The following is a 23,673-nucleotide window of genomic DNA, read 5'->3' on the forward strand; positions in this document are numbered from 1 at the left end:
CATGGCTGAAGCAACCGCAAACGGCCTGGGGCAACACGCACTTCACGCTGGTCATGCGCATGACGCGCCAGCGACTGGCGTCGCCCAGGCGGAGGTTCATCAGGAACACCCGATCAAGCTCTATCTGGTGGTCTGGGCATGGCTGTTCATCCTCAGCACCTGTTCCTATCTGGTCGATTATTTCGGCCTCCACGGCTATCTCAGATGGTCGCTGATCCTCATCTTCATGATCCTCAAGGCGGGGCTGATTGTCGCCGTGTTCATGCACATGGCCTGGGAGCGGCTGGCACTGACCTATGCGATCATCCTGCCGCCGGTTCTGATACTGGTGTTCGTGGCGATGATGCTCTTCGAAGCGGATTACACACTTTTCACCCGGATGGTGTTTTTCGGGCCGGGGCCCTGACGCGCAATCCGGATTTGAGGCTTCGCCCGCGGCATTTCGAGTCAGGAACCGCAGGATCCTGACTGCGGTCCGGGTCGACATGCTGCTGCCTTGAAACAAGCGGCTGCTGATCCATCTTGCTATTATCGGAAACGATCGGAGGGGAATGATTGCCTTCGTTTCCAATGCGCCGCGAACTCCAGCAGGGAGGCCGAAGATGACGATCGCAAACAGACTGAAGGACTACATTGACGGGAGAGGAATCTCCTACGACACCGTCGCCCATCATCGCACATCGACGAGCAGGCAGTCCGCCATTGCCGCGCATGTGCCCGGCAGCATGATGGCTAAATCGGTGGTCGTTCACCACGAACTCGGTTATGCGCTGGCCGTGGTCCCAAGCACGCACAGAATCGAGTTCGGTACACTGCAGGACGTCATGGACAGGCGTCTTGGACTCGCCTCCGAAGACGAGGTGGTCTCACTCTTCGGCGATTGTGACATCGGCGCCATTCCGCCGATCGGCGCGGCCTATGATGTCCCGGTGATCCTCGACGACAGCCTCGGCGAAGCCGCCGACATCTATTTCGAGGGCGGCGACCACAGGACGCTGGTGCATGTGAGCGGCAAGGATTTCCGCAACCTGACCATGGACGCACGTCACGCCCGCTTCAGCCACGCTGCCTACTGAAAAAATCAACCGTCTGCACCGGTACTCTTGCCGGTGCAGACCAGCCGGATATCGTCAACTCGACGGCCTGACCGGCGACGGCGGTTCCACAACCTTGCGGTAGACATGCCATGTGGCGTGACCGAGGATCGGCAGCACGACCGCCAGCCCGGCAAACACCGGCAGCGAGCCGATGATCAGGGCGACGGCGACGATCAGTCCCCAGACAGCCATGGTGATCGGATTTGCCAGCACCGCTCGCACCGAGGTGTGGATGGCTTCGTAGGCGCCGACATCGCGGTCGAGCAACAATGGGAAGGCGACGACCGTCGTGCACAACACCACCACCGCGAAGACGAAGCCGATGGCGTGCCCCAGGATAATCAGAGTCCAACCGCGCCCGGTGGCAAATATCTCATTGATGAAGCCGGATATCGATTCCGGCGGAGCCGGGCCGAAGAGATATTGATAGAACATCTGCGCTGTCAAAAGCCAGGTGATGAAGATGGCAAACAGCATGATCCCGACTGCCGCGATGGCCGGCACGGCCGGAGAATTCCTGACCTCGAAAGCGTGCCTCCAGGAGGTGTCGAGCCCGGCTTCTCGTCTACGGCTGATCTCATAGAGGCCGATCGCTGCGAATGGACCGATCAGCGCAAAGCCGGACACCAGTGGAAACAGCAACGGCAACGCATTGGCGCCCGAAGTCCAGGCAGCAAGCACGACGCCGACAAGCGGATAGAGCAGGCAGAGAAAGACGATGTGCGACGGTTTGACCATGAAATCGTCAACACCGCGCTTGAGCGCATCGAAAAGATCGGAAATACCGATTTTTCGAATTTTGGTGTGTTCCAGCGTTTCGCTGGCGCCTGCAATCACGTGAAAACTTGCCATGCCCGTTCCTCCAGACCAGGTCCGGTACGGTCGCGGTTTCACGGTGCTGCCGTTCTGCATGACTGGCCACGCAAACCCGCGACCTGCACCGAAATCAACATACTCCATTGCCTGGAACTTGTCGCCCTTTTGTCACAAAGGCTCGGAAGGTCATGCGCTGGCTCTTGCGGCCCTTCTTCGATATCCTGTCCAATCGAAGGTGTAGGTCATGGACGGAAAAACCATTCTGCTGCTCGGCCTTGGCGTCGTCGCTCTGCTGGTCCTGGGATTCTGTGCTCTGCCAGCGTGAGCCGATCCCGATGTGCAACGCTGTCAACCTCCGGCAGAGATGAACGCGCGCATCGCGATGGTGTCGGCAAGCAGCATGGCAAAGATCGCGAAAAGATAGAAAATCGAATAGGCAAACAGCGCCTTTGCCGGCTTCATCTCCTTGTCGGGGATGACCAGAACCTTCCAGGCGTACCAGATGAAACCCGCGCCCAACGCGGTCGAAACAACCCCATAGAACCCGCTCGCGAATCCGAACGCCCAGGGCAGCACGCCGATTGGCGCCAGGAGCAGTGAATAGGCGAAGATCTGCCTTCTGGTCGAGGCCTTGCCGGCCACGTTCGGCATCATCGGGATGCCGGCAGCGGCGTAGTCGCCGGCCTTGAACAGCGCGAGCGCCCAGAAATGCGGCGGCGTCCACAGGAAAATGATCAGGAACAGGATGAGGCTTTCAATGCCGATGGCGCCAGTGGCCGCCGCCCAGCCAATCATCGGAGGAAGGGCACCCGCCGCGCCGCCGATGACGATGTTCTGCGGCGTCGAGCGCTTCAGCCACATTGTATAGATGACGACGTAGAAAAAGATGGTGAAGGCCAGCAGCGACGCGGCAAGCCATCCCACCAGCACGCCGAGCGTCATGACCGAAAACGCAGAAAGCACCAGGCCGAAGCCGAGAGCTTCGCCGGGCGTGACACGGCCTGACGGAACCGGCCGCCTTGATGTGCGTGACATCAGCGCGTCGATGTCCGCGTCGTACCACATGTTGAGCGACCCGGCCGCTCCCGCTCCAACCGCAATCGCACCGATTGCGATCACGGCGATGACCGGGTTCATCGCGCCGGGCGCCACCATCAGGCCGACGAAAGCGGTAAAGACGGCAAGCGCCATGACCCGCGGCTTCAAGAGCGCAAAGAAATCGCCGGCCGTCGCTTCCGAGAAGCGGACGCCGGTATCCTTGAGGCTTTCCTTGACCGACATTTGAGACGACCATCAATGGAAACGGGCGGTCTGGCCGACCGAAGAGCCAAGCTACTGGGAAAATTGCTTCAGATAGGCAATGACATTGGCGATGTCCTCGTCCTTCTTGAGGCCGGGAAACGCCATCTTCGTACCTTTGACCATGGCCTTGGGATCGTGAAGGTAGGTCGTCAGGGTGGGGTCATCCCATTTGACGCCGGATTTGCCGGCCGCGATCATGGCCTCGGAATATTTGAAATCCGGATGCGTGCCGGCCGTCCGGCCGATAACGCCGTGCAACGACGGGCCGATCTTGTTCGTGTCTTGGTCTGCGACGTGGCAGACCTTGCATTTGGTGAAGACCTTCTCGCCCGCCGCGGCATCCTGTGCCCGCGATGGATTGGCGATGAAGGTTGCAACAGACATGACAGCGAAAAACACAACCAAGCGCATGGCATTTCCTCCCTGATCGTCAAATTTGCCCGAGACGATCTTCGCATGCCGATACCGCCAGCATGCGCGTTGCACGACAGAACGGATTCTCCGCTTCTCCCCCCAAATGGAATTGCAGCACCTGTGTACCACAGAATCTGGCCGGCAGGTAGAACAGGTCGACCGTACAAAGGTTTAGGTGGTCTGCCGTGGCTCGAGCCGCCACAACGAAAAAGGCCGCCTCGAAGGCGGCCTTTTCCAATCTTGTCGTCAAGCGCTTATTCGGCGTCCTTGGCGGCCTTCTTCTTCGGCGCGGCCTTCTTCTTGGGCTCTTCCGCGTCGTCGGCCTTTTCAGCCTTGTCGGCCTTCTTGGCAGCGGCCTTCTTGGCCGGCTTGGCCTTGGCGGTGTCGGTCTCCTCGTCGTCTGCCATCAGCTCTTCCTTGCTGACCTTGACGTCGGTGACCGAAATCTGGCCGAGCAGATGGTCGACGACCTTCTCCTCGAACATCGGCGCGCGCAACGTGTTCAGCGCTTCCGGATTGCTGCGGTAGAACTCGAAGGCTTCCTGCTGCTGGTTGGCCGGGTAGCGGCGCACCTGCTCGAACAGGCCGCGCTGCAATTCCTCGTCCGAAACGGTGACGCCGGCCTTCTCGCCGATCTCGGCCAGAACCAGACCGAGACGCACGCGGCGTTCGGCAAGGCGCAGATATTCGGCGCGTGCCTCTTCTTCCGTCGTTTCTTCGTCGGCGAAGGTACGGCCGGCAGCTTCGAGATCGCGGTTCACCTGGGTCCAGATGTTGTTGAACTCGGCATCGACGAGCTTCGACGGCGCTTCGAACGAATAGGCCGCGTCAAGCTGGTCGAGCAGCTGGCGCTTGACCTTCTGGCGGGTCATCGAACCGAACTGGTTCTCGATCTGGCCGCGCACCACGTCGCGCAGGCGCTCCAGCGATTCCAGGCCGAGATTCTTGGCCATCTCGTCGTTGATTTCCAGCGCGCCGGGCTTGGACACTTCCTTGACGGTGACGTCGAAGGTGGCTTCCTTGCCGGCCAGATGCGCCGCCTGATAGTTTTCTGGGAAAGTGACCGTGACCTGCTTCTCGTCGCCGGCCTTGGAGCCGATCAGCTGGTCCTCGAAGCCCGGGATGAATTCCTTGGAGCCCAGCACCAGCGGCTGGTCGGTGCCGGCACCACCGGAGAAGGCCTCGCCGTCGATCTTGCCGACATAGTCGATCGAAACGCGGTCGCCTTCGGCGGCCTTGCCGGTCTTCGGCTCGAAGCTGCGTGCCGATTCGGCGACGCGCTGGACCTGCTCGTCGATCTCGCTGTCCGGCACTTCGAACACCTGACGAGTCACCTTGATGTCGGAGAAATCCTTGATCTCGATCGCCGGGATGACCTCGTAGTTGAGGCGGAATTCGAAGTCTGCGCCGCCGGCCAGGATCTTCTCGGCCTCTTTCTCGTCCTCGGTCATGATCACTTCGGGCTGCATGGCGGCCTTTTCGCCGCGCCCGGTGATGATCGAACGGGTCGAATCGTTGAGGATCTCGTTGACCACTTCGGCCATGAACGACTTGCCGTAGACCTTGCGCAGGTGCTGGACCGGCACTTTGCCGGGACGGAAGCCGTTGATGCGGACCTTGTTGCGGGCGTCGGACAGCCGCGCCATCAGCTTGGCTTCCATATCACCGGCCGGCACGGTGATCTTGATCTCGCGCTTGAGACCGGAGTTGAGCGTTTCGGTGACCTGCATCGTAAAACCTTTATCTTCACCAAAGAGACTGCCACGGCCTTCTGCCGTTCACAGCCTGCCGGTACAATCTTGCCGGGAATGGCTTTTGGTACGGAACCTGGCGATTTGACCGAAATTACGGCTCAAATTCTTCCAAACTGCGTTCCAAGATGTGAATAAGTTCTTGTTTTTCCTACTTCTTATCACATTCTGCAGAAGCGGATCGGCGCGTCCCGTCACATTTGACACGCCTTTTGTCACAGGCGAGGCTAATTTTCAACCATCTTCGCGTTGCAGCGAATGGGCACCATTTTCGCCCCGACATTGACAGAATGATGGCTACATGGGATTGCCGGGCCACGCGGGTATGGCGGAATTGGTAGACGCACCAGATTTAGGTTCTGGCGTGAAAGCGTGGGGGTTCGAGTCCCTCTACCCGCACCACCCTTCGCTCTATCGAGCTTCGGGTGGCAGGCCACCCGGGAGCTTGATAGAGCGAAGGGTGTCCTCCGAAGCCTTGGCGTAGGAGGACTGGCGCGACGCCCTACACCTCGAACACCTGTCCCGTGAACCACTCTGCCAGCTTGGCCAGTTCCGGCCCCAACACCCTATCGGCGTCGACCGGCGGCACGATCGTCCTGATATCCGCCACGAAAGCCTGCAGCGCCGGCGGCGCGGCGCGTTCAGTCACGTACAGCGCCTGCGAGGCGATCATGGCGAGCATGGCCATCGCCGCATCGAGGCAGCGGCCGGCGGTCGCTTCCTTGGTCCAGGCGAAGAATGCCGTGGTGGCGACATCGTCCTGGCCGGCGCCGGCCGATTCAGTGCCCGGAATGAAGGTGCGTTGCGCCGCAAGCTTGGCCTGTTCGAGATAGCCGGTGATCGCCATCGGCACATAGCCGACATTGCCGTGGCCGTCGCTGTCGGCCCAATGCCGGCCGGTCATCAACAGGTCCGGCAGCAGCGACACCTTGCCGTTGAGCAGCTTTGAGGCATGGCGGTCGCAGAGCAGGCAGAGATCGGCCCAGATCGCGGCCAGATCGTCCAATGCCGGCGTCGCCATCGCATTGTGGTAGCCGCCGGTGGAGATGCAGCGTCCCAGCGGATGCGCCTCGTCGGGCGGGATATAGACGGGATTGTCGGATATCGAGGCCAGCGACACGGTGGCCGCCTGCTCGGCGCCCGAAAGCGCCCGGTGCGCGTGGCCGAGCACGCGCGGCACGATGCGGTAGCTGACCGGCGCCTGATAGTTGCGCCGCCCGTCGCCGGCGCCGACCAGAAACTGCCGCAACCCGCGCAAGGCCGCCGCTTCGTGTTCGTCGCCCCAGAGCCCGTCGAGCGCGGCATCATAATGCTCGAGCGGGGCGCGAAACGCTTCGATCGACAGCGCAAACACCTTGTGCGCCATGGCGATGCGGCGCCGCGCCGCCAGGGCCGCATCGGCCACGAGGGCCGCCGCGCAAGGCGAGCCGTTGATCAGCGAGCCCCGTTCCTTCACTTCGAGCTCCAGGCCAGCGGTAAGCTCGGCAAATAGCGGATAGAGCGCCAGGATCTCGCCGGCGCCGCCCTGCCCTTGCGACGGCACCATTGGCATCGGTCCGCCGTCGAGCATTGCGGCAACGGCTAGCGCAATGCGTGGCGTGGTGGCGGCATTGCCTTCGATGAAATTGGTCAGCCGGGCCAGCACGATTGCCCTGACGACGCGCTCAGGCAACGGCTCGCCGAAGGAGGTGGCCGCAGCAAAAGCCTTGATGCGCGCATGGCGGTCGCGCTCGTCACGTTCGAGCTTGCGGCTCGCCAGTTCGCCCATGGCGGTGGTGACGCCATAGATGACCGGCGGCGGATCGGATTCAATGAGTTTAAGGAACGAGGCTCGGCACTCGGCAATGCGTTGCAAGGCCCTGTCACTGATTTCGACCGTGTCGTTTTTCCAGGCGACGCGAAAAACCGCATCGAGATTGATGTCTTCGCGCGTCGTCAGCGTAATCGTCATGGTTCTTCGCCCGGCCTGGTCTGCATGCATCTGGGCGAAGCGATCGATGTCTACCGAAATCCGTGCCCTGGGTAACGTCGTTTAATAGAGCGGTTCCTCGTACAACGTCTTGTCGCCGTCCATCAGCGCCTTGATCTGCGCCTCGCCATTGGCGGCGAGCGCGATGCGCACCCCGAATGGCCGCACTCGCATGTCGTTCTGAATAGCGATGCCCTGTCCCTCAGGCAGGTAGAAACGGTCGATGCCATATTGCGGTGCGATTGTGGATTCGGGATCAAGCGTCCAGCCCGGCGCGACCTGGCCGACGATATCGGCTTCGTCGGCGGCCGGCGGCGTCGGCGCCTTGCCGAACCAGGCAGTGGTCGCATGCCAATAGCCGTCGGCGCCCGGCTTCAGCCGGACCACGATCGGCGTGTTCTCGGTGCTGAGCTGTCCGACCGGAATGTTGGCGATCAGCTTCACCGGCAGGCGCGATATCTCGTAGCCGAGTATAATATAGTCACCGCGCAACAGGTCGCGCGGATCGACCGGCTCGATCTTCAGCAAGACCTCCTTGCCCTTGCGCAGGATCGCGGCCCGGCCGGCGATTATCCAGCTCAGGAAGCCGATCTGCGCCAGCGCCAAGATCAGCGCCGAGATGACAAGTTTCTTTCCCGACATCATGCTGCCGCTCCTTCCGGGGCCTTCATGCGTTTTTCCACGCGGATGATGACGAGGGCCAGGATGCCGAACAGCGCCGCTGCGGCCAGGAAGAAGCCGGCCGTGTCGAGCATCGACTGCAGTGTCACCACGTAGATGACGGCGAGTTCGAAGGCAAAGCCGGCATAGGCGACCCAGCGCAGCCCCCTGCTCTCGCGCCCGCCCAGCATGACCGCCGCGGCAATACCGGCCAGCGCCACGACCGAGGCGATAGCAAAGCCGCCGTTGAAGGTGCTGTGATCGCCAAGCTCGAACTGAATCATTGCCAAGCCTGTCAGAAAGCCGATCAAGGCATGCAATGGCAGCCGCCCGCCGAGCTGCAGAACCCGGTCGACCGGCTCAGCGGCGAAGATTGCCACGGCAAACAGCAACACCGACACCACGACCAGCGGGATGGCCAGCAGAAGCGTGTTGTGGTCCGTGCCGCGCACCGCGATATAGAAGATGACCGAGAGAATAATCAGATGCCGGGCCGGCTGGCTGCGCGTCCAGAACGAGACGACAAAAAGCACCGGCGCCATGATGACGAAGAAATTCAGGAATTCGGTGCGGTTGTAGAAGTCGAACTCGCGCACGAACAGCCAGGCCACGGATATGCCGACGGCAGCGACGGTCAGCGGGTTCGAGCGCAACGCCACCGCGGCAAGTGCTGTGCCGATGCCCCAGGTGACAATGGCCGAGGCCTCGTCGCCCGTGAGATGGTACATCTGGCCGATCAGCGCGATCGATCCACCGAACGCCGCTGCAGCCACAATCCACAGGGCCTCGCCGATCGCCGCATGGTCGCGCGTCTTTAGCACCGCGCCGCCGACATAGCCGGCGAGAATGACGGCAAACAGTGCTGCGACGCGCACCAGCCGCGGGATGGCCTCCCAGTTGGCGGCAACGAAGAGCAGGATCGCGGCGCCGAACAACAGCGCCGCCATCATTGCCAATATGGTGCCGAAGCTCAGCGATTTGCGTTCGTTTGCGTCGATGTCGCGCGTCAGCGCATCGGCCGTCTTCGCGTCGATCAGGCCGGCCTGCAGCCAACGCCCGATATCCGTCCTCACCCGTGACGAATAGCTCGCCATGCCGCGTCTCCCCCAGTTTGGTCTTTCCTAAAAACCGATCGGGTCAAATTATTGACGCTACGGCATTTTCCGATTCGGGTTTCTTTATGTCGAAGCCGTGAACGGGCGTTAATGTTGCATTGCACAATTTGCATTGCTGCCATGCGTCAATGGCACTTTTAAATCGATATAGGTCCACCTATTTTCTGTTCGTACACAAACGGAATGATCCGAAGAAAGACGAAACGAGTACTACCATGAACCTGATCCGCAACTACCGCAACTGGCGCCGCTACCGGGACACCGTCTCCGAGCTGAGCCGCCTGTCGAACCGTGAACTGACCGACCTCGGCATCAGCCGCAGCGACATCCACTACGTCGCCCGCAAGGCGGTCTAATCCGCTTCGGATCGCAAATGATCCGAACCAGTTTTGAAAAAGAGAACGACAATGAACCTGATCCGCAACTACCGTAACTGGCGCGTTTATCGCGACACCGTTACCGAGCTGGGTCGCCTTTCGAACCGCCAGCTCCATGATCTCGGCATCGTCCGCGACGAGATCAAGATCATCGCCCGCAAGGCGACCATCTAACGGCAAAGATTTCGCCAGGGTCGACCTCCTCCCCGACCCTGACGGATACGGCCAACCCTTACCTCCTCCCAAGGGTTGACCACCAAAACGGCGCCCGCCGCACCTCCTCCCGCGGCGGGCGTTGTTTCCAAAGCGAACGTAGTTCGTCTTACCAGGGTTTCGCCCCCTTCATCCGGCGAAAGGAATTTCGTCAAAGCCGACCTCCTCCCCGGCGATGACGAATACGGCCGATCCCCACCTCCTCCCGAGGATCGGCCCCCAAAACGACACCCGCCGGATCCTCCCCCGGCGGGTGTTGTTGTTTCTGGGGCAGGCTTTCAGCTGAGCAAGCAGTCGACCAAGGCGCTTATGCCGCCATCAAAGCGCTTATGCCGCCATCAAAGCATCGTCGCGGACGGACTGGACAAGAAAGTCGAGCACCGTCGTCACCCGCAGCGGCATGTTCTTGCGGGATGGATAAACGACATTAATCGGCAGCCGCGTCGGCGGAAAATCCGGCATCATCTTGACCAGCCTGCCTGCTTCGATGTCCGGCCCGGCCAGGATATGGGACAGCACCGCAAGCCCGGCCCCGGCCAGTGTTGCCCGATGAGCCGCCATTGAATTGCTGGCGACCAGGCGAGGTTCAACCCGCAGAACAACATCGTCCACCCCGTCGGAGAACGACCATGACCGCCCATCGCCGGCACGGCTGTAACAAATGCAGCGGTGATCCCTGATGTCTTGCGGCGCTTGCGGCATATCCCGTCCCTCGAGATAGCATGGCGAGGCCACGAGAAAGGCAGTCGTCCAGCCGATCCGGCGGCAGATCAGGCTGCTGTCACTGACCGGCCCGAGGCGTACCTCGAGATCGATGGCATCGGCGACCAGATCCGAGGCTTCCTCCCGCAGGATCAGTTCGATGGCAAGGGACGGATGATCGTCCAGAAGCCTTGCGAGGCGGTCGCTAATGGAGAGCCCGAGCGGCGCCGGCAAGCTGAGCCGCACTTTTCCAGACACGGTTGCACCATCAGTGCCACCCGCTTCGCTCAACGCTTCGACCGCTTCCACCACGCGCAGCGCCATCGGCAGCATCTGTTCACCCTCGGCCGTCAGGGCAAGCGCGCTCGTGGTGCGATGCAGAAGGCGCGTCTTCAGATGCGCTTCCAGCGCGGAGACCTGCCGGGATACCGCCGGCTGCGTCAAATTGAGGTCGATCGCGGCCGCGGAGAAGGACCTTGTCTGCGCCACCCGCAGGAACGTTCGCAATGCCGATACGACGTCCATCCTTACCCTCATTACCTTTCGACATATGCCTTATGTCCGCATCCTAGGCGGCAGGCGCTTTACTGTCCAGCTATTATGGATATTAATTGTCCTTAAGGATACAAAATATCCTCAAATCGTCAAAAGGACTAGCCATGACACAGCGCCTGAACGCCGCCCAACAATCGCCCGAGCTGTTCAAGAAGCTTTCCGACCTCAGCATGGCCGAGGCGCACGGCGCCATCGAGGAAAAGATCCGCGATCTCGTCCATATCAGGGCTTCGCAGATCAATGGCTGCGCCTTCTGTCTCGACATGCATGTCAAGGAAGCAAAGATCCACGGCGAGAGCGAGCTGCGGCTCTACCATGTCGCCGTCTGGCGGGAATCGACCCTGTTCATTCCGCGGGAGCGTGCCGCTCTTGCCTGGACGGAAGCCGTCACGAAACTCCCCGAAGGCGGCATTCCCGACGAGCTCTACGAGCGTGTGCGCGGTCAGCTTTCGGAAAAGGAAATCTCCGACCTGACCTTGTCGATCATGACCATCAATGCCTGGAACCGCCTCAACGTCGCCTTCAAGACTGTGCCCGGTTCGGCGGACAAGCTCTACGGGCTCGGCAAGGCCGGCCTGAACTGACCCTTCCCCAACCATCAATCGATGCGGCGTGACAGCGCGGCCGCAAACGGAGAGCATCATGAAAATCGTCATCATCGGCGGCACCGGCCTCATCGGCACCAAAACCACCGAACGCTTGCGCAAGCAGGGCCACGAAGTGATCGCAGCCGCGCCGAACACCGGCGTCAACACCATCACCGGCGAAGGGCTGAAGGAGGCGCTTGCTGGCGCGGAGGTGGTCATAGATCTCGCCAACTCGCCGTCCTTCGAGGACAAGGCCGCGATGGAATTCTTCGAGATTTCGGGCCGCAACCTGCTGGCGGCGGGCAAGGCTGCCGGGGTCAAGCACCATATCGCGCTCTCGGTTGTCGGGACCGAACGCCTGCAGGATGCCGGCTATTTCCGCGCGAAACTCGCCCAGGAAAAGCTGATCAAGGCTTCGGGCATCCCCTACACCATCGTTCATTCCACGCAGTTCATGGAATTCCTGCCCGCCATCGCCAAATCCGGCGCGGTCGGCGAGGCCGTGCACCTGTCGCCGGCCTATGTGCAGCCCATCGCATCCGACGACGTCGCCGATGCCATGGCCAACGTCGCGCTCGCCGCGCCGATCAACGGCACGATCGAGATTTCCGGCCCTGAGCGTGTGCGCATGAGCGAGCTCGTCGCCCGTTACCTCAAGGCTTCCGGCGATCCCCGCAAGGTCGTGACCGATCCGGAGGCGCTCTATTTCGGCGCCAGGCTGAACGACAATTCGCTCGTCTCCGACAACGATCCCCGCCTTGGCCACATCAGCTTCGAGCAGTGGTTCGCCACTTCAGCGCGGAAATGACCGTCAGGCTGCGCCTCAGCCCAGGCGCAGCGTATTGCCGACACAAGAAAAGGAATTTCGAAATGATCAAGTCCATCGCCGCAGCCGTCATCGTGACGGCAGCCCTGGCCAACCCGGCCGGAGCCAAGGATGCTCACGCCGGCGGAAAGGCCGCCAAAGTCACGCTTGTCTATGAACATGAACTGCCGAATGTGCCAGGCAAGAGCATCAAGGGCATCCTGGTTGAATATGGTCCCGGTGGCGTCTCCGAGGCGCACACCCATCCGAGCTCGGCCTTCATCTACGCGACGGTTCTGGAAGGCTCCATCCGCAGCCAGGTCAATGACGATCCGGCTAAGGTCTACAAGGCCGGCGAGAGCTTTTCGGAGATGCCGGGCGACCGCCACAGCGTGAGCGAGAACGGCAGCAAGACCAAGCCCGCAAAACTGCTGGCCGTCTTCGTGGTCGATACCGCCCAGAAAGAATTGACCTATCCGGTCACGAAGTAGGCCGAAAGGGCCGGACGCCCTTCCGGCGTCCGGCCCTGCCTGTGAGCTTTATCCTGTCGGGGACCCATGTTCGACAATCATCATTCCGTTGCCCTGGTCTTGATCAATCTGCTGGGGCTTGCCGGCATTGTCGTCTGGTATTTCCAGGGCCGTGGGCGCTCGATGGCACGCCTGATCGTCCAGATCCTGTTCTTCGCCAGCATGACTGCAGTGCTCTGGCTCAGCGGAATCCTGCCGCATTGGGTGGCTGAGACCGATCTTCAGGGCGCGTATCTGGCAAAGTCGGCGCGCATCCTCTGGTGGATACACCTTGCCTGGACGCTTGTCGGCTTTGTGCGCCTCTATATCGTCGTGGAACATCGGCCGCGAGAAGCGCGCCTGCTCCAGGAACTGGTCGTCGCTATCATCTATCTCGGCGTGGCGCTGTCGATAACGGGTTTCGTCTTCGGCGTTCCCGTCGCAACGCTGGCGGCAACGTCGGGCGTGGTTGCCATCATTGTCGGGCTTGCGCTGCAGAACACGCTTGGCGACGTCTTTTCCGGCATCGCGCTGACGCTGGGCCGACCCTATACGCTCGGCGACTGGATCATGCTGAGCGACGGCACGGAAGGACGCATCGTCGAAACAACCTGGCGCTCCACGCATCTGCTTACCGGTGCGTCCAACATTGTCATCCTGCCCAACAGCGTGTTGGCGAAGGTCAGCCTGACCAATCTCAGCCGTCCCGACGAGAGACAGCTGATCAGCGTGAACGTGCGGATCGCCAGGACACAGGCGCCGCATGTCATCGAGGGAGCTATGCGCGAGGCCCTCGGAAACTGCGAGCGGATCGTCAAGGACCCGGCACCGCTTGTCGCGCTCAAGGACATCGACGCGGTGGCAATCGGGGTGGACCTGTTCTTTTGCGTGGCCGGTCCGGCCGACCGGTTGCTTGCGAGGAATGAGGTGATCGACTCTGTCCATCGCCATTGCGAGGCGAATGGTCTTTCCCTGGCTATGCGGCCGCAGAGCTATGCCATCCTGCTGCCGGCGACGGGAGACCAGCCGCAAGCGACGGTCATGCGCTTAGCCGGCGCGCTCTAGCACCCATTCGAAGCTGCTCTTCCAAAGCTCCGCCGGAATCTCCTGCGCCAGCGCTTCGGTGAGATCGGAAAGCCTGACGCTGCGCAGTTTTGCCCGCCAGGCCTCGTCGGCTTCCCACATAATGCGAGACACCGCGCAGGGACCGCTTTCGCAATAGCCCTGCGGACGGCAAGGATTGTTTTCGCGGATGTTGGTGCACACAAACGTCCGCGACTTGCCCTCCACCGCTTCAACGATCTCGAGGAAGGTCAACTCGGCCGGCGGCCGCGCCAGCCGGTATCCGCCTGACGGACCGAGCGTGGTATCCACCAGGCCGGCCTGCGACAGGCTTTGCAGCGCCTTGGAAAGATACTCCTTGGGAAGGCCGTGGAATTCGGCGAGCGCTTTTGTCGAGAGATAACGCCCGGCAGGCAGGCCTGCGAGAATGGCGCAGCAGTGCAGCGCCCATTCGACTTGGCTTTTCAGGATCATCAATGGATTCCGGGTCGATACCGATCAAGCTTATATTAAGGATATGAAATATCCCTATTTTCCTGCTGTGTAAACAGACAGCCGGCGCAGTACGAGGGACAGCAACGGCCCACGCTCGCAACGGCCAATTGCCAACAGCGCGCCAAGCGATTATTCCGGCGTTCATGAGCAAAAATCCAATCCACATTGTCGGCGGCGGCCTCGCCGGCTCCGAGGCCGCTTGGCAAGCAGCACAAGCCGGTGTGCCAGTGATCCTCCATGAAATGCGCCCGGTGCGCGGCACCGATGCCCACAAGACCGACGGGCTGGCCGAGCTCGTCTGCTCCAATTCGTTCCGCTCCGACGATGCCGAAAACAACGCCGTCGGCCTGCTGCACGCCGAAATGCGGCTGGCCGGCTCGCTGATCATGAGCGCCGGTGACGCCAACCAGGTGCCGGCCGGCGGCGCGCTCGCCGTCGACCGCGACGGCTTCTCCGAGGCAGTGACCAAAAAGCTCGAAGCCCATCCGCTGATCACCATTGAGCGCGAGGAAGTGCCAGGCCTGCCGCCGTCGGAATGGGACCAGGCGATCATCGCCACCGGCCCGCTGACCGCGCCTTCGCTCGCCCAGTCGATCGCCGAGGCGACCGGCGCCGATGCGCTGGCCTTCTTCGACGCCATCGCCCCGATCATCCATTTCGACACCATCGACATGGACACCTGCTGGTTCCAGTCGCGCTACGACAAGGTCGGGCCCGGCGGCACCGGCAAGGACTACATCAACTGTCCGATGGACAAGGAGCAGTATCTCGCCTTCGTGCAGGCGCTCATCGACGGCCAGAAGACCGAATTCAAGCAATGGGAAGGCACACCCTATTTCGACGGCTGCCTGCCGATCGAGATCATGGCCGAGCGCGGCGTCGAGACGCTGCGCTATGGGCCGATGAAGCCGATGGGGCTGACCAATGCCCACAATCCGACGGTCAAAGCCTATGCGGTGGTGCAGCTGCGCCAGGACAATGCGCTGGGCACGCTCTACAACATGGTCGGTTTCCAGACCAAGCTGAAGCATGCCGAGCAGGTGCGCGTGTTCCGAACCATTCCCGGGCTCGAAAACGCCGACTTCGCCCGGCTGGGCGGCCTGCACCGCAACACCTACATCAATTCGCCGACGCTGCTCGACGCCTCGCTGCAGCTGAAGTCGCGGCCCGGCCTGCGCTTCGCCGGCCAGATCACCGGCTGCGAGGGCTATGTCGAGAGCGCGGCCATCGGCCTGCTCGCCGGCCGCTTCGCTGCCGCCGAGCGGCTCGGCCATGCGCCATCGCTGCCGCCACTCACCACCGCCTTCGGTGCATTGCTCAACCACATCACCGGCGGCCACATTGTCTCGGACGACGAACCGGGCAAACGCTCTTTCCAGCCGATGAACGTCAATTTCGGCCTGTTCCCGCCGGTCGAAGCGCCGAAGACCGAAGGCAAGCGCCTGCGCGGCAAGGACAAGACGGTGGCGAAACGCCACGCCATCACCGCGCGCGCCCAGGCCGATTGCCGGGAGTGGCTCGGGCTGCCGGCGCGGGCCGAGGCGGCGGAGTAACGAGCCATTGGACCCGCAGCAAGAAGTAGGATACTATCCTACTCGCTGTCTGATGGGACCCATTCCATGGAATCCGCCGAAAAACTATCCGTCACTGTCACGCCAGCGATGGCGCGCATGATCCGCGAAAAGGTCGAGGACGGCTCCTTCGGCTCCGCAAGCGAAGTCATCCGCGCAGCGCTCCGCGCCTTCCAGCGCGAAGAGGACGCACATGCCGAGTGCATGGCCTCGATCAGGGCGCGGGTAAAGGCTTCAATCGAGGATACCAGGCCTGCTGTTCCGCTCGAAGAGGCAATCAACAGGGTAAAGAGCCGGATTTCGCAACTCGCGCGAGACAATGATGATCCAGCGTCTCGCCGTCGTTCTTAGCGAAAACGCGATTTTCGACCTCGAAGCGATCGGCGCATACATCCTCGAGAGCAGTGGCAGCGAAAATATCGCCAACGGGTTTGTCGATCGTATCAAGGAGCGCTGCCAGAGCATCGGGAATGCCCCTCGTGGTGGCCGCCCACGCACGATATCGCGCCCGGGTTGCGAATGGTCCCATTCGAGCACTCAGCCATCATGTCTATGTCATCGCCGACGATCTTGTCCACATCGTCAGCATTTTCTATGGCGGCCGCGACTACGAAGCTCTGATGCGAGATAGCGGCGAGCCGTCTTGATAGATGACTACTCTGCCGGCTCGGCACCCGTCATCGGCAATCCCGGCTTGCCCGCCTCTCCTGGATTTCGCCTTACATAGGCTGCTTTCAGCGTCTCCGAAGTCTCGCGCGAGCCGTCATGGCTCCAGCCCGGCGGCTTGATCAGGTAGTTGATGCGATCGCTGAGCGTTAGCCCCGGCGCGAACACATCCCTGAACATGCCTATCCACTCGTGGAAAGCCACTTTCAGCGGATTGAAGGTGCCGAGATTTTTCACGATGCCGTAGCGCGGCCGGTCCTCCTCCAACTCCTCAACGAAGGTGCCGAACATGCGGTCCCAGATGATCAGCGTGCCGGCATAGTTGGCGTCGAGATAGCGCGGATTGGTGGCGTGGTGGACGCGGTGGTGCGAGGGCGTGTTGAAGATGAATTCGAACCAGCCCCACATCTTGCCGATCGCCTCGGTGTGGATCCAGAACTGCCAGACCAGATTGAAGCCGAAGGTGAAGGCGATGACCGCCGGGTGGAAGCCGAGCAGCACCAAAGGCGCCTGCAAAACGAACATGAAGGTGAACAGCCCGGTCCAGCTTTGCCGCAGCGCCGTCGACAGATTGTAGTGCTGGCTGGAATGGTGATTGACATGCTCGGCCCACACCCAGCGCACCCTGTGCGCGATACGGTGATAGACATAGTAGCGCAGGTCATCGAGCAGGAAGGCAGCCAGGAACACCCATACCGACAGGCCGAGATTGAAGAAGCGGAACTGCCACAGCCACAGCAGCGCCCAGTAGGAAACGACGCCGAGCAGCAGGCCGGCGACGACATTGCCGGTGCCCATCATCAGGCTGGTCAGCGTGTCGCGCGTCTCGAACGAGCCCTTGGCGCGGCCGGCCAACCATAATTCGATCAGGATGGCGGCGACGAAGAACGGAATGGCAAGCTGGGTCACTTCAGGGAAATTGTAGTCGTCCATCACGCGGCCTCCTTCGCCAGGCTCGGTTCCTGCGGCCCAAGCGCTGCCGCGACAGCCCTGGCGTCAGCCTTGTCGGCGAAGGCGAAGCGCCCGCCCTTCCAGGTGAAGTCGGCCAGCTTCAGCGCGATCGCGCCGGCTTCGTCGACGTCGACGGCCAGGACATCGTGCGGCGTGACGATGCGGGTCAAGAAGCAGTCGCCGACGCTGTGGACGATGCCGCAGCGCCCTTGCCCGAGATCGAGGAACGCCGTCCTGCTATCCGCCGTCAGGCGCACCGCTCCCGCTTTCTCGTCCGGAAAATCATCGGCAAACCGGCTGAGCGCCTGATCCGCACCGGCAAGCGTCGCAATCTTGCTGCCGCCGGTGAAGTGCACGGCCAGCACCGACAGCGCGATGCCGACAACGACGAGTGCGACCAGCACAGGCAGGCTCATGAACAGAAATCTCCTCCAGCCCGGTCGCGTCTTTTGGCGATGATTTCGGGCCGGAGAATCTCTAGCACGATTGACGTTTACGTCAAATGGCTGGCCAGCCCCGCGTCGCGCGTCGGAGCAACAGCCAGTGCCGGCGCAAGGCCGAAAGGCGCACCGCTCCAGCCAGAGGCGAACGGCGGCCGTCCTTCATCTTGCCGAGATAGGCCCTGGTAAGGGCCAGTGGCAAAAAAGCCGGGCGTAGCGTCTCTGGAACGGCCGAAGCCCCTTGCTCGAAAGCGCTGAGATGCTCCTGCGCCAATGCCATCATCGCTGCCACCGCTCGCTCCGCGCCGGGACCGCCATCGCCGCTGACAAACTCCTCAGGCGACGATCCCGCCGCTGCCAGAATATCGGCCGGCACAAAGCATTGGCCGCGCCGTCGATGCAGCGGCAACAGCAGCAGAAGGCCGGTCATCGCCTGCGCGCATCCCGCCCTGCCCGCCAGTTCGGCAAAACGCGGCGCCTCGATGGGATCGAGCACCATCGCCGCAAGCTGGATCAGCGCTGCCGCCGTCTCGCCGCAATAGCCTTCAAGATCGGTGCGCGACGGCATCGGATCGTCATAGAGGTCGAAGATGCGGGCTTCGAGCATGTTGTCGAAGGCAGCATTCGGCAGGCCGTGGGCGGCAATCGTCGCCTTCAACGCGTCGGCGAGCGGGTTGCCGGAGACTGCGGCCTCAGCGGCGATGATATCGCGCCACCATTGCAACCTCACCTCGCCAGGCAGCGCCTCGTGAATACGATCGCGGACAGACGCGATCTCGGCATTGAAGGCGTAAAGCGAAAACAGCGCCTGGCGCTTGTCGGCAGGTGCATAGAGCGCGCTGACATAGCGGTCATGGTCGCCGGCGCGCACCGCCTCCATGACGATGTTGGCGGTATCGGTCACGTCAGTCGACGGCGATAAGGGCTGCGGCCACGGCGCGGTCTTCGGCAAGCAGCACATTGTAGGTCCGCACCGCCGCTCCCGTCGACATCGGGTCGGAGGCAATGCCCGCCGCTTTCAATGCCGCGCGCAGTGCCGCCGGCAACGGTCGCAAATCCTTGCCGGTGCCGACCAGCAGGATCTCGACCTTGCCGGCCTCGGCCAAAAGTAGGCTGAAATCCGCCGCCGTCAGCGCCAGCGGATCGGCCGGTTCCCAGCCATGGATGCCCGAGGGCAGGCACAGCAGCGAGCCGCGATGCGACATATCGGCGAAGCGGAAGCCGCCATTGCCATAGGCCTCGATCGGCGCGCGGCCGGGGAAATGCGCCTCGCGGATGACGATGCCTTTTGCCACCGGGGTGGCCGTCAGGTCGCCACGGCCTTGCCGCCACCCATCGGCTTCTCCTCGTCCGCCGTCGCCTGCGGCCTTAGCCTGAACAGGATCAGCAAGGGTGCTGCGATGAAGATCGACGAATAGGTGCCGAAGACGACGCCGAACAGCATCGCCATGGTGAACGACCGGATCACTTCACCGCCGAACAGCACCAGCGCCAACAGCGCCAGGATCGTCGTCACCGAGGTCAGCGTCGTTCTCGACAGGGTCTCGTTGATGGCGTTGTTCAGCAATTGCGGCAGCGGCATTTTTTTGTATTTTCGCAGATCCTCGCGGACGCGGTCATAAACGACGATCGTATCGTTCAACGAATAGCCGATGATGGTCAGGATCGCCGCCAACGACGACTGGTTGAACTCGAGCCCGGTGATGACGAAGAAGCCGAGCGTCATCACCACATCATGCACCGTCGCCACGATGGCGCCGACGGCGAACTGCCATTCGAAGCGGAACCAGACATAGACCAGGATGCCTATCAGCGCGACCAGCATGGCAATGGTGCCTTGCTTGGCCAGTTCGCCCGAAACTGTGGGACCCACCACTTCGACGCGGCGGAAATCATAATTATCCTGCAGCTCACCGCGCACCTTGTCGATGACGGTCTGCTCGGCATTCTCGCCACCCTCCTGGGTGCCGACGCGGATCAGCACGTCGTTGGGGGCGCCGAACTGCTGCACCTGCACTTCACCGATGTTGAGCTCCGACAGCCGGCTTCTGATATCGCCGATATCGGCGTCGCCTTGCTTGGACTGCACCTCGATGATCGAGCCGCCCTTGAAATCGATGCCGTAATTGATGTCGATGGTCAGGAATCCAATAACCGACAGGACCGACAGCAGGCTGGACAGCGCGAAGGTCCAGCGGCGGATGCCCATGAACGGGATTTTTGTGCCCGGCGGAATGAAGGTCACCGGCGCGCGCGGCAATTCCTTCGGGCGCGCGCGGCGCAGCCAGATCGACACCAGCAGACGGGTGAAGGTGAAGGCGGTGAACACCGTGGTCAGAATGCCGATGGCATAGGTGATGGCGAAGCCCTTGACCGGGCCGGTGCCGAGATAAAACAGCACCACGGTGGCGATCAGCGACGTCACGTTGGAATCGACGATGGTCGCCAACGCCTTCGAGAAGCCGGTATCGATCGCCTGGATCACGGAGCGGCCAAGCCGTCGCTCCTCACGGATGCGCTCATAAATCAGCACGTTGGAATCGACCGCCATGCCGATGGTCAGCACAATACCGGCAATGCCGGGCAAGGTCAGCGTCGCACCAAGCAACGACAACAGACCGACGATCATCGCCACGTGCACGGCAAGCGCAATGTTGGCGAGGAAGCCGAGGAAGCCGTAGGCGACGAACATGAAGGCGACGACAAGGATGGAGCCGATAATGCCGGCGACCTTGCCGGCATGGATCGAATCCTGGCCAAGGCCCGGGCCTACCGTGCGTTCTTCGATCACGGTCAGCTTCGCCGGCAGCGCGCCGGCGCGCAGCAGCACGGCGAGATCGTTGGCGCTCTCGGCGGTGAAATTGCCTGATATCTGGCCGCTGCCGCCGAGGATCGGTTCGCGAATGACCGGCGCCGAAATCACCTGATTGTCGAGGATGATGGCGAATGGCTTGCCGACATTCTGCTGGGTCGCCTGGCCGAACCGGGTCGCGCCGCGCGAGTTGAAGGTGAACGAAACCACCGGCTCGTTGGTCTGCGAGTTGTAGGTTGCCGTCGCCTTGGCGAGATCTTCGCCGGAAACGATGACGCGATTTTCGACCAGATACGGAACCGGCGGATCATCCTGCGAGTAAAGCACCGAGGAGCCTGCCGGCGGGCGGCCATTGAGCGCATCCTGCACCGACATCGAGGTGTCGACCATCTGGAAGGTCATCTTGGCGGTCTGGCCGATGATCTCCTTCAGCCTTTGCGGATCCTGCAGGCCGGGCACCTGGACCAGCACACGGTCGTCGCCCTGCCGCTGCACGATGGGCTCGGTGGTGCCGAGTTCGTTGACGCGGCGCTCGACGACTTCGATCGACTGCGCCAGTGCAGCCGAGGTGCGGTATTTGATGCCGGCGTCGGTGACGGTGAATTTCAACAGGCCGGCTTCGGAATCATCCAGCGACATTTCCTGGATGGAGCCGCCGGTGAACAGGCCGGCAGCGACCGGATCGGTCAGCGGCTTCAGCGCCTTCTTCGCGGCGTCGATCTGATTTGGGTCGGTGATGCGCACCTGCACGGTCCTGCCGGTGCCGCCAAGGCCGGTATAGCCCACCTTGGCATCGCGCAGCAGCGTGCGGATTTCGTCGCGCGTCGTCTCCAGCTGCGCCTTGACCAGATCGTTCTGGTCCATCTGCAAGAGGATATGCGAGCCGCCCTGCAGGTCGAGACCCAGCGTCATCTGCCGCTTCGGCACCCAGCTTGGCAGTTGCGCCAATGTGCTGGCGGGGAAAAGGTTGGGCGCGGCAAGGATGAACGTGGCGGCCACGGCCAGCCAGATCAGGATCATCTTCAGGCGCGAAAAATACAGCATATGGCGTCGTCCGTCAGGGCACACTGGCGGATCGTTCCGCCGACAATTCGGTTATTTCTTGGCGTTGTTATCTGCCACCGGCTCGCCCTTACCCTGCACATCGTCGATTGTCGAGCGCGCTAAGGTCAATTCGGCGCTGCCGCTGGCAGCGGTTTCAGCGTCAATCGCCTCTGTCGGTTTCCATTCTAATTCTGAACGCCGCCGGGCGCTATCGTGCGCACCTCGACTATTTTCAGCTTTGCCGGCATCGGGCCCGAACGCAGAAGCAGGGCAAGATCCTGAGCACTCTCCTTTGTGAAGTTGCCCGATATCTGGCCGGTACCGCCCAGGATGGGCTCCCGGATGATGGGTGCCGAAATCACGCGATCGTCGAGGATTATTGCAAGGGGTCTCCCGACATTCTGTGAGGTCGCCTGGGCAAAACGCGTCTTACCCTTGGAATCGAAGGCGAACGATACAACCGGCTCGTTCATGGCCGAGTTGTAGGTTGCCTGGGCATTGACGACGCTGTCGCCGGAAACAATGACGCGATTTTCGACCAGATACGGAACCGGCGGATCGTCCTGCGAATAAAGCACCGAGGACCCTGCCGGCGGGCGGCCATTGAGAGCGTCCTGTACCGGCATCGTCGTATCGACCATCTGGAAGGTCAAATTGCCGGGCTGCCCCAGAATGTCGGTAAGCCGAGCTGGCGTCTGCAAGCCGGGCACCTGAACCAGGAGGCGGTCACTGCCCTGCGGCTTTAAGATCGGTTCAACGCCGATGCCGTCGCTGACCCGGCGTTCGACGACTTCCATCGATTGCGCCAGCGCCATCGACGTCCGCAGCTTCAAACCGTCATCCGTCAGCGTGAACCTGAGCAGTCCTGGTTCCGGCTCATCAAGCAGCATCTCCTTGACCGGATTATCCCCGGCGACCGGATCGGTAAATATCTTCAGGGCTTTCTTGGCGGCATCGACTTGTGCTGGATCTCTAATCTCGAGATGTGCCTCGCGGCCCGACTGACCAAGCCCCTTATAGCCAACTCGAGCGTCGCGCAGCAGCGTGCGAATGTCGGCAAGCACCGTCTCGAGACGAGACTTGATCAGATCGTCCTTGTCCACCTCGAGCAGCAACTGCGAGCCGCCCAGCTGCTCGAAGCTCGCGTGCCGCTTAGGCAGCCAGGCAAGAAGATCGTCGAGCGTGCCGTCCGGCTTCCGGGAGCGCGCGCCGAGCAGCACGCCGAGCACCACCACGACCGCAACCGCCAGCCAGATCAGGATCTTCGTAAGGCGCGAAAACCGCATATGGCGTTGCCCGTTGCTGGTTTACCCTGCCCTAAGATCCGGTTCTGTTCTGGACTTACTTCTTCGCGTTCTGGTTGGCCACCGGCTCGCCCTTGACCCGCACGTCGGCGATGGTCGAGCGCAGTGCCGTCACCTTGGTGCCGCCGCCGAGGTCGATCTCGAGCTCATGGTCGTCGATCACCTTGGTCACCTTGCCGACGAAGCCGCCGCCGGTGATGACCGTGTCGCCACGGCGCACCGCCGAGAGCATCTCCTGGCGCTTCTTCAGCTGCGCGCGCTGCGGCCGGATGATGAGGAAATACATGATCACGAAGATCAGCACGAACGGGAGTATCATGCCGATATCCCCGAACGGGCCAAGCGGAGTTCCGGTGGCTTGGGCGTATGCCGGTGTGACGAACATCAAGAACTCCTGGTTACGAAGAAGGCCTTAGGGCGGCCTCGCCAAATTTGGCCGGAATATAGTGGGTAAAG

General features: G+C 61.9%; 28 protein-coding genes, 1 tRNA gene and 1 pseudogene. 13 read left to right on the forward strand and 17 right to left on the reverse strand.

The window, feature by feature from the left end:
• The first annotated feature begins 1 nt into the window (after nucleotide 1).
• Together JQK88_RS26865 and JQK88_RS26870 are read left to right on the forward strand one after the other, a co-directional pair.
• Nucleotides 2-406 (forward strand): cytochrome C oxidase subunit IV family protein, encoded by a 405-nt coding sequence (locus tag JQK88_RS26865; protein WP_192257254.1) that lies wholly within the window; start codon nucleotides 2-4, stop codon nucleotides 404-406.
• A gap of 196 nt (nucleotides 407-602) precedes the next feature.
• Nucleotides 603-1,076, forward strand: a complete 474-nt coding sequence (locus JQK88_RS26870) for an aminoacyl-tRNA deacylase (protein WP_203279984.1) — start codon at nucleotides 603-605, stop codon at nucleotides 1,074-1,076.
• Nucleotides 1,077-1,130: 54 nt separating this feature from the next.
• On the opposite strand, the gene JQK88_RS26875 is transcribed toward JQK88_RS26870, so the two are convergent.
• The 5 genes from JQK88_RS26875 to tig all read right to left on the reverse strand — a co-directional run bounded on the left by JQK88_RS26875 (nucleotide 1,131) and on the right by tig (nucleotide 5,359).
• Nucleotides 1,131-1,949 (reverse strand): DUF2189 domain-containing protein, encoded by an 819-nt coding sequence (locus JQK88_RS26875; protein WP_192257258.1) that lies wholly within the window; start codon nucleotides 1,947-1,949, stop codon nucleotides 1,131-1,133.
• A gap of 312 nt (nucleotides 1,950-2,261) precedes the next feature.
• The gene (cyoE, locus tag JQK88_RS26880) at nucleotides 2,262-3,194 is read right to left on the reverse strand and encodes a heme o synthase (protein WP_192257260.1); all 933 of its coding nucleotides are present in this window, start codon (nucleotides 3,192-3,194) and stop codon (nucleotides 2,262-2,264) included.
• 51 nt (nucleotides 3,195-3,245) lie between these two features.
• Nucleotides 3,246-3,599 (reverse strand): c-type cytochrome, encoded by a 354-nt coding sequence (locus JQK88_RS26885; RefSeq protein ID WP_376740459.1) that lies wholly within the window; start codon nucleotides 3,597-3,599, stop codon nucleotides 3,246-3,248.
• A 46-nt stretch (nucleotides 3,600-3,645) separates the two neighbouring features.
• Entirely contained in the window at nucleotides 3,646-3,867 is a 222-nt protein-coding gene (locus tag JQK88_RS26890) for a hypothetical protein (protein WP_192257264.1), read from the reverse strand.
• A 16-nt stretch (nucleotides 3,868-3,883) separates the two neighbouring features.
• The gene (gene tig / locus JQK88_RS26895; protein ID WP_192257266.1) at nucleotides 3,884-5,359 is read right to left on the reverse strand and encodes a trigger factor; all 1,476 of its coding nucleotides are present in this window, start codon (nucleotides 5,357-5,359) and stop codon (nucleotides 3,884-3,886) included.
• Between the two features lie 340 nt (nucleotides 5,360-5,699).
• Here tig and JQK88_RS26900 point away from each other — a divergent pair.
• Nucleotides 5,700-5,782: transfer RNA gene (locus JQK88_RS26900), tRNA-Leu, on the forward strand.
• A gap of 100 nt (nucleotides 5,783-5,882) precedes the next feature.
• Here JQK88_RS26900 and JQK88_RS26905 read toward each other — a convergent pair.
• The 3 genes from JQK88_RS26905 to JQK88_RS26915 form a co-directional block, all read right to left on the reverse strand.
• Nucleotides 5,883-7,331 (reverse strand): aromatic amino acid lyase, encoded by a 1,449-nt coding sequence (locus tag JQK88_RS26905; RefSeq protein WP_192257268.1) that lies wholly within the window; start codon nucleotides 7,329-7,331, stop codon nucleotides 5,883-5,885.
• A gap of 81 nt (nucleotides 7,332-7,412) precedes the next feature.
• Nucleotides 7,413-7,994: a GDYXXLXY domain-containing protein gene (locus JQK88_RS26910; RefSeq protein ID WP_203279985.1), complete on the reverse strand. Its 582-nt coding sequence runs from the start codon at nucleotides 7,992-7,994 to the stop codon at nucleotides 7,413-7,415.
• A complete protein-coding gene (locus JQK88_RS26915; RefSeq protein ID WP_192257271.1) occupies nucleotides 7,991-9,103 on the reverse strand; it encodes a DUF2157 domain-containing protein in 1,113 nt (370 codons plus the stop codon). Before JQK88_RS26915 ends, JQK88_RS26910 begins: the two co-directional genes overlap by 4 nt.
• A gap of 236 nt (nucleotides 9,104-9,339) precedes the next feature.
• Between JQK88_RS26915 and JQK88_RS26920 the strand changes: the two genes are divergently transcribed.
• On the forward strand, nucleotides 9,340-9,480 hold the full coding sequence (locus JQK88_RS26920) for a DUF1127 domain-containing protein (protein ID WP_006335194.1): 141 nt from the start codon (nucleotides 9,340-9,342) through the stop codon (nucleotides 9,478-9,480).
• A gap of 51 nt (nucleotides 9,481-9,531) precedes the next feature.
• Nucleotides 9,532-9,675 (forward strand): DUF1127 domain-containing protein, encoded by a 144-nt coding sequence (locus JQK88_RS26925; protein WP_142865062.1) that lies wholly within the window; start codon nucleotides 9,532-9,534, stop codon nucleotides 9,673-9,675.
• 366 nt (nucleotides 9,676-10,041) lie between these two features.
• On the opposite strand, the gene JQK88_RS26930 is transcribed toward JQK88_RS26925, so the two are convergent.
• Entirely contained in the window at nucleotides 10,042-10,941 is a 900-nt protein-coding gene (locus tag JQK88_RS26930) for a LysR family transcriptional regulator (RefSeq protein ID WP_192257273.1), read from the reverse strand.
• A gap of 134 nt (nucleotides 10,942-11,075) precedes the next feature.
• On the opposite strand from JQK88_RS26930, the gene JQK88_RS26935 reads away from it, so the two are divergent.
• The 4 genes from JQK88_RS26935 to JQK88_RS26950 all read left to right on the forward strand — a co-directional run bounded on the left by JQK88_RS26935 (nucleotide 11,076) and on the right by JQK88_RS26950 (nucleotide 13,937).
• Complete coding sequence (locus tag JQK88_RS26935) at nucleotides 11,076-11,555, forward strand: carboxymuconolactone decarboxylase family protein (RefSeq protein ID WP_192257275.1); 480 nt, start codon at nucleotides 11,076-11,078, stop codon at nucleotides 11,553-11,555.
• Nucleotides 11,556-11,613: 58 nt separating this feature from the next.
• Nucleotides 11,614-12,366: an SDR family oxidoreductase gene (locus JQK88_RS26940; protein ID WP_203279986.1), complete on the forward strand. Its 753-nt coding sequence runs from the start codon at nucleotides 11,614-11,616 to the stop codon at nucleotides 12,364-12,366.
• Between the two features lie 62 nt (nucleotides 12,367-12,428).
• On the forward strand, nucleotides 12,429-12,854 hold the full coding sequence (locus JQK88_RS26945; RefSeq protein ID WP_203279987.1) for a cupin domain-containing protein: 426 nt from the start codon (nucleotides 12,429-12,431) through the stop codon (nucleotides 12,852-12,854).
• Nucleotides 12,855-12,920: 66 nt separating this feature from the next.
• Nucleotides 12,921-13,937 (forward strand): mechanosensitive ion channel family protein, encoded by a 1,017-nt coding sequence (locus JQK88_RS26950; RefSeq protein WP_203279988.1) that lies wholly within the window; start codon nucleotides 12,921-12,923, stop codon nucleotides 13,935-13,937.
• Here the strand turns inward: JQK88_RS26950 and JQK88_RS26955 are convergent.
• Nucleotides 13,920-14,408, reverse strand: coding sequence for an RrF2 family transcriptional regulator (locus tag JQK88_RS26955; RefSeq protein WP_203279989.1), 489 nt, complete (start codon nucleotides 14,406-14,408; stop codon nucleotides 13,920-13,922). The two genes, JQK88_RS26950 and JQK88_RS26955, sit on opposite strands and share 18 nt — an antisense overlap.
• A 164-nt stretch (nucleotides 14,409-14,572) precedes the next feature.
• Between JQK88_RS26955 and trmFO the strand changes: the two genes are divergently transcribed.
• From trmFO to JQK88_RS37540, 4 genes and pseudogenes are all read left to right on the forward strand, one after another.
• A complete protein-coding gene (gene trmFO / locus JQK88_RS26960) occupies nucleotides 14,573-15,982 on the forward strand; it encodes a methylenetetrahydrofolate--tRNA-(uracil(54)-C(5))-methyltransferase (FADH(2)-oxidizing) TrmFO (RefSeq protein ID WP_203279990.1) in 1,410 nt (469 codons plus the stop codon).
• A 66-nt stretch (nucleotides 15,983-16,048) separates the two neighbouring features.
• Nucleotides 16,049-16,351 (forward strand): type II toxin-antitoxin system ParD family antitoxin, encoded by a 303-nt coding sequence (locus JQK88_RS26965; protein ID WP_203279991.1) that lies wholly within the window; start codon nucleotides 16,049-16,051, stop codon nucleotides 16,349-16,351.
• Nucleotides 16,323-16,448: pseudogene (locus tag JQK88_RS37535) on the forward strand (type II toxin-antitoxin system RelE/ParE family toxin); the annotation flags it as partial. The gene JQK88_RS26965 and the pseudogene JQK88_RS37535, both read left to right, overlap by 29 nt.
• Before the next feature lie 22 nt (nucleotides 16,449-16,470).
• Complete coding sequence (locus JQK88_RS37540) at nucleotides 16,471-16,647, forward strand: hypothetical protein (protein WP_376740460.1); 177 nt, start codon at nucleotides 16,471-16,473, stop codon at nucleotides 16,645-16,647.
• A gap of 7 nt (nucleotides 16,648-16,654) precedes the next feature.
• Here JQK88_RS37540 and JQK88_RS26975 read toward each other — a convergent pair whose 3' ends face one another.
• The 7 genes from JQK88_RS26975 to yajC form a co-directional block, all read right to left on the reverse strand.
• A complete protein-coding gene (locus JQK88_RS26975) occupies nucleotides 16,655-17,599 on the reverse strand; it encodes a sterol desaturase family protein (RefSeq protein WP_203279992.1) in 945 nt (314 codons plus the stop codon).
• The gene (locus JQK88_RS26980; protein ID WP_203279993.1) at nucleotides 17,599-18,033 is read right to left on the reverse strand and encodes a hypothetical protein; all 435 of its coding nucleotides are present in this window, start codon (nucleotides 18,031-18,033) and stop codon (nucleotides 17,599-17,601) included. Before JQK88_RS26980 ends, JQK88_RS26975 begins: the two co-directional genes overlap by 1 nt.
• A gap of 82 nt (nucleotides 18,034-18,115) precedes the next feature.
• Nucleotides 18,116-18,937: a phytoene/squalene synthase family protein gene (locus tag JQK88_RS26985; protein ID WP_203280011.1), complete on the reverse strand. Its 822-nt coding sequence runs from the start codon at nucleotides 18,935-18,937 to the stop codon at nucleotides 18,116-18,118.
• A gap of 25 nt (nucleotides 18,938-18,962) precedes the next feature.
• Nucleotides 18,963-19,352, reverse strand: a complete 390-nt coding sequence (locus JQK88_RS26990; RefSeq protein WP_112564768.1) for an Mth938-like domain-containing protein — start codon at nucleotides 19,350-19,352, stop codon at nucleotides 18,963-18,965.
• A gap of 11 nt (nucleotides 19,353-19,363) precedes the next feature.
• Nucleotides 19,364-21,913 carry a protein translocase subunit SecDF gene (secDF, locus tag JQK88_RS26995; protein ID WP_203279994.1) on the reverse strand — a complete coding sequence of 850 codons (2,550 nt, stop codon included), beginning with the start codon at nucleotides 21,911-21,913 and terminating at the stop codon, nucleotides 19,364-19,366.
• A gap of 185 nt (nucleotides 21,914-22,098) precedes the next feature.
• Nucleotides 22,099-23,199, reverse strand: a complete 1,101-nt coding sequence (locus JQK88_RS27000) for a SecDF P1 head subdomain-containing protein (protein ID WP_203279995.1) — start codon at nucleotides 23,197-23,199, stop codon at nucleotides 22,099-22,101.
• A 55-nt stretch (nucleotides 23,200-23,254) separates the two neighbouring features.
• Complete coding sequence (gene yajC / locus JQK88_RS27005) at nucleotides 23,255-23,602, reverse strand: preprotein translocase subunit YajC (protein ID WP_112564772.1); 348 nt, start codon at nucleotides 23,600-23,602, stop codon at nucleotides 23,255-23,257.
• Nucleotides 23,603-23,673 lie beyond the last annotated feature (71 nt).

It is taken from the genome of Mesorhizobium caraganae (genome assembly GCF_016836705.1).
Classification (GTDB): domain Bacteria; phylum Pseudomonadota; class Alphaproteobacteria; order Rhizobiales; family Rhizobiaceae; genus Mesorhizobium; species Mesorhizobium caraganae.

What these genes read in the sequence shown, in the direction of transcription:
- JQK88_RS26865 (WP_192257254.1), top strand. Translation starts at nt 2, where the DNA reads ATGGCTGAAGCAACCGCAAACGGCCTGGGGCAACACGCACTTCACGCT.
- JQK88_RS26870 (WP_203279984.1), top strand. Translation starts at nt 603, where the DNA reads ATGACGATCGCAAACAGACTGAAGGACTACATTGACGGGAGAGGAATC.
- JQK88_RS26875 (WP_192257258.1), bottom strand. Translation starts at nt 1,949, where the DNA reads ATGGCAAGTTTTCACGTGATTGCAGGCGCCAGCGAAACGCTGGAACAC.
- cyoE (WP_192257260.1), bottom strand. Translation starts at nt 3,194, where the DNA reads ATGTCGGTCAAGGAAAGCCTCAAGGATACCGGCGTCCGCTTCTCGGAA.
- JQK88_RS26885 (WP_376740459.1), bottom strand. Translation starts at nt 3,599, where the DNA reads ATGTCTGTTGCAACCTTCATCGCCAATCCATCGCGGGCACAGGATGCC.
- tig (WP_192257266.1), bottom strand. Translation starts at nt 5,359, where the DNA reads ATGCAGGTCACCGAAACGCTCAACTCCGGTCTCAAGCGCGAGATCAAG.
- JQK88_RS26905 (WP_192257268.1), bottom strand. Translation starts at nt 7,331, where the DNA reads ATGACGATTACGCTGACGACGCGCGAAGACATCAATCTCGATGCGGTT.
- JQK88_RS26910 (WP_203279985.1), bottom strand. Translation starts at nt 7,994, where the DNA reads ATGATGTCGGGAAAGAAACTTGTCATCTCGGCGCTGATCTTGGCGCTG.
- JQK88_RS26915 (WP_192257271.1), bottom strand. Translation starts at nt 9,103, where the DNA reads ATGGCGAGCTATTCGTCACGGGTGAGGACGGATATCGGGCGTTGGCTG.
- JQK88_RS26920 (WP_006335194.1), top strand. Translation starts at nt 9,340, where the DNA reads ATGAACCTGATCCGCAACTACCGCAACTGGCGCCGCTACCGGGACACC.
- JQK88_RS26925 (WP_142865062.1), top strand. Translation starts at nt 9,532, where the DNA reads ATGAACCTGATCCGCAACTACCGTAACTGGCGCGTTTATCGCGACACC.
- JQK88_RS26930 (WP_192257273.1), bottom strand. Translation starts at nt 10,941, where the DNA reads ATGGACGTCGTATCGGCATTGCGAACGTTCCTGCGGGTGGCGCAGACA.
- JQK88_RS26935 (WP_192257275.1), top strand. Translation starts at nt 11,076, where the DNA reads ATGACACAGCGCCTGAACGCCGCCCAACAATCGCCCGAGCTGTTCAAG.
- JQK88_RS26940 (WP_203279986.1), top strand. Translation starts at nt 11,614, where the DNA reads ATGAAAATCGTCATCATCGGCGGCACCGGCCTCATCGGCACCAAAACC.
- JQK88_RS26945 (WP_203279987.1), top strand. Translation starts at nt 12,429, where the DNA reads ATGATCAAGTCCATCGCCGCAGCCGTCATCGTGACGGCAGCCCTGGCC.
- JQK88_RS26950 (WP_203279988.1), top strand. Translation starts at nt 12,921, where the DNA reads ATGTTCGACAATCATCATTCCGTTGCCCTGGTCTTGATCAATCTGCTG.
- JQK88_RS26955 (WP_203279989.1), bottom strand. Translation starts at nt 14,408, where the DNA reads ATGATCCTGAAAAGCCAAGTCGAATGGGCGCTGCACTGCTGCGCCATT.
- trmFO (WP_203279990.1), top strand. Translation starts at nt 14,573, where the DNA reads ATGAGCAAAAATCCAATCCACATTGTCGGCGGCGGCCTCGCCGGCTCC.
- JQK88_RS26965 (WP_203279991.1), top strand. Translation starts at nt 16,049, where the DNA reads ATGGAATCCGCCGAAAAACTATCCGTCACTGTCACGCCAGCGATGGCG.
- JQK88_RS37540 (WP_376740460.1), top strand. Translation starts at nt 16,471, where the DNA reads ATGCCCCTCGTGGTGGCCGCCCACGCACGATATCGCGCCCGGGTTGCG.
- JQK88_RS26975 (WP_203279992.1), bottom strand. Translation starts at nt 17,599, where the DNA reads ATGGACGACTACAATTTCCCTGAAGTGACCCAGCTTGCCATTCCGTTC.
- JQK88_RS26980 (WP_203279993.1), bottom strand. Translation starts at nt 18,033, where the DNA reads ATGAGCCTGCCTGTGCTGGTCGCACTCGTCGTTGTCGGCATCGCGCTG.
- JQK88_RS26985 (WP_203280011.1), bottom strand. Translation starts at nt 18,937, where the DNA reads ATGGAGGCGGTGCGCGCCGGCGACCATGACCGCTATGTCAGCGCGCTC.
- secDF (WP_203279994.1), bottom strand. Translation starts at nt 21,913, where the DNA reads ATGCTGTATTTTTCGCGCCTGAAGATGATCCTGATCTGGCTGGCCGTG.
- JQK88_RS27000 (WP_203279995.1), bottom strand. Translation starts at nt 23,199, where the DNA reads ATGCGGTTTTCGCGCCTTACGAAGATCCTGATCTGGCTGGCGGTTGCG.
- yajC (WP_112564772.1), bottom strand. Translation starts at nt 23,602, where the DNA reads ATGTTCGTCACACCGGCATACGCCCAAGCCACCGGAACTCCGCTTGGC.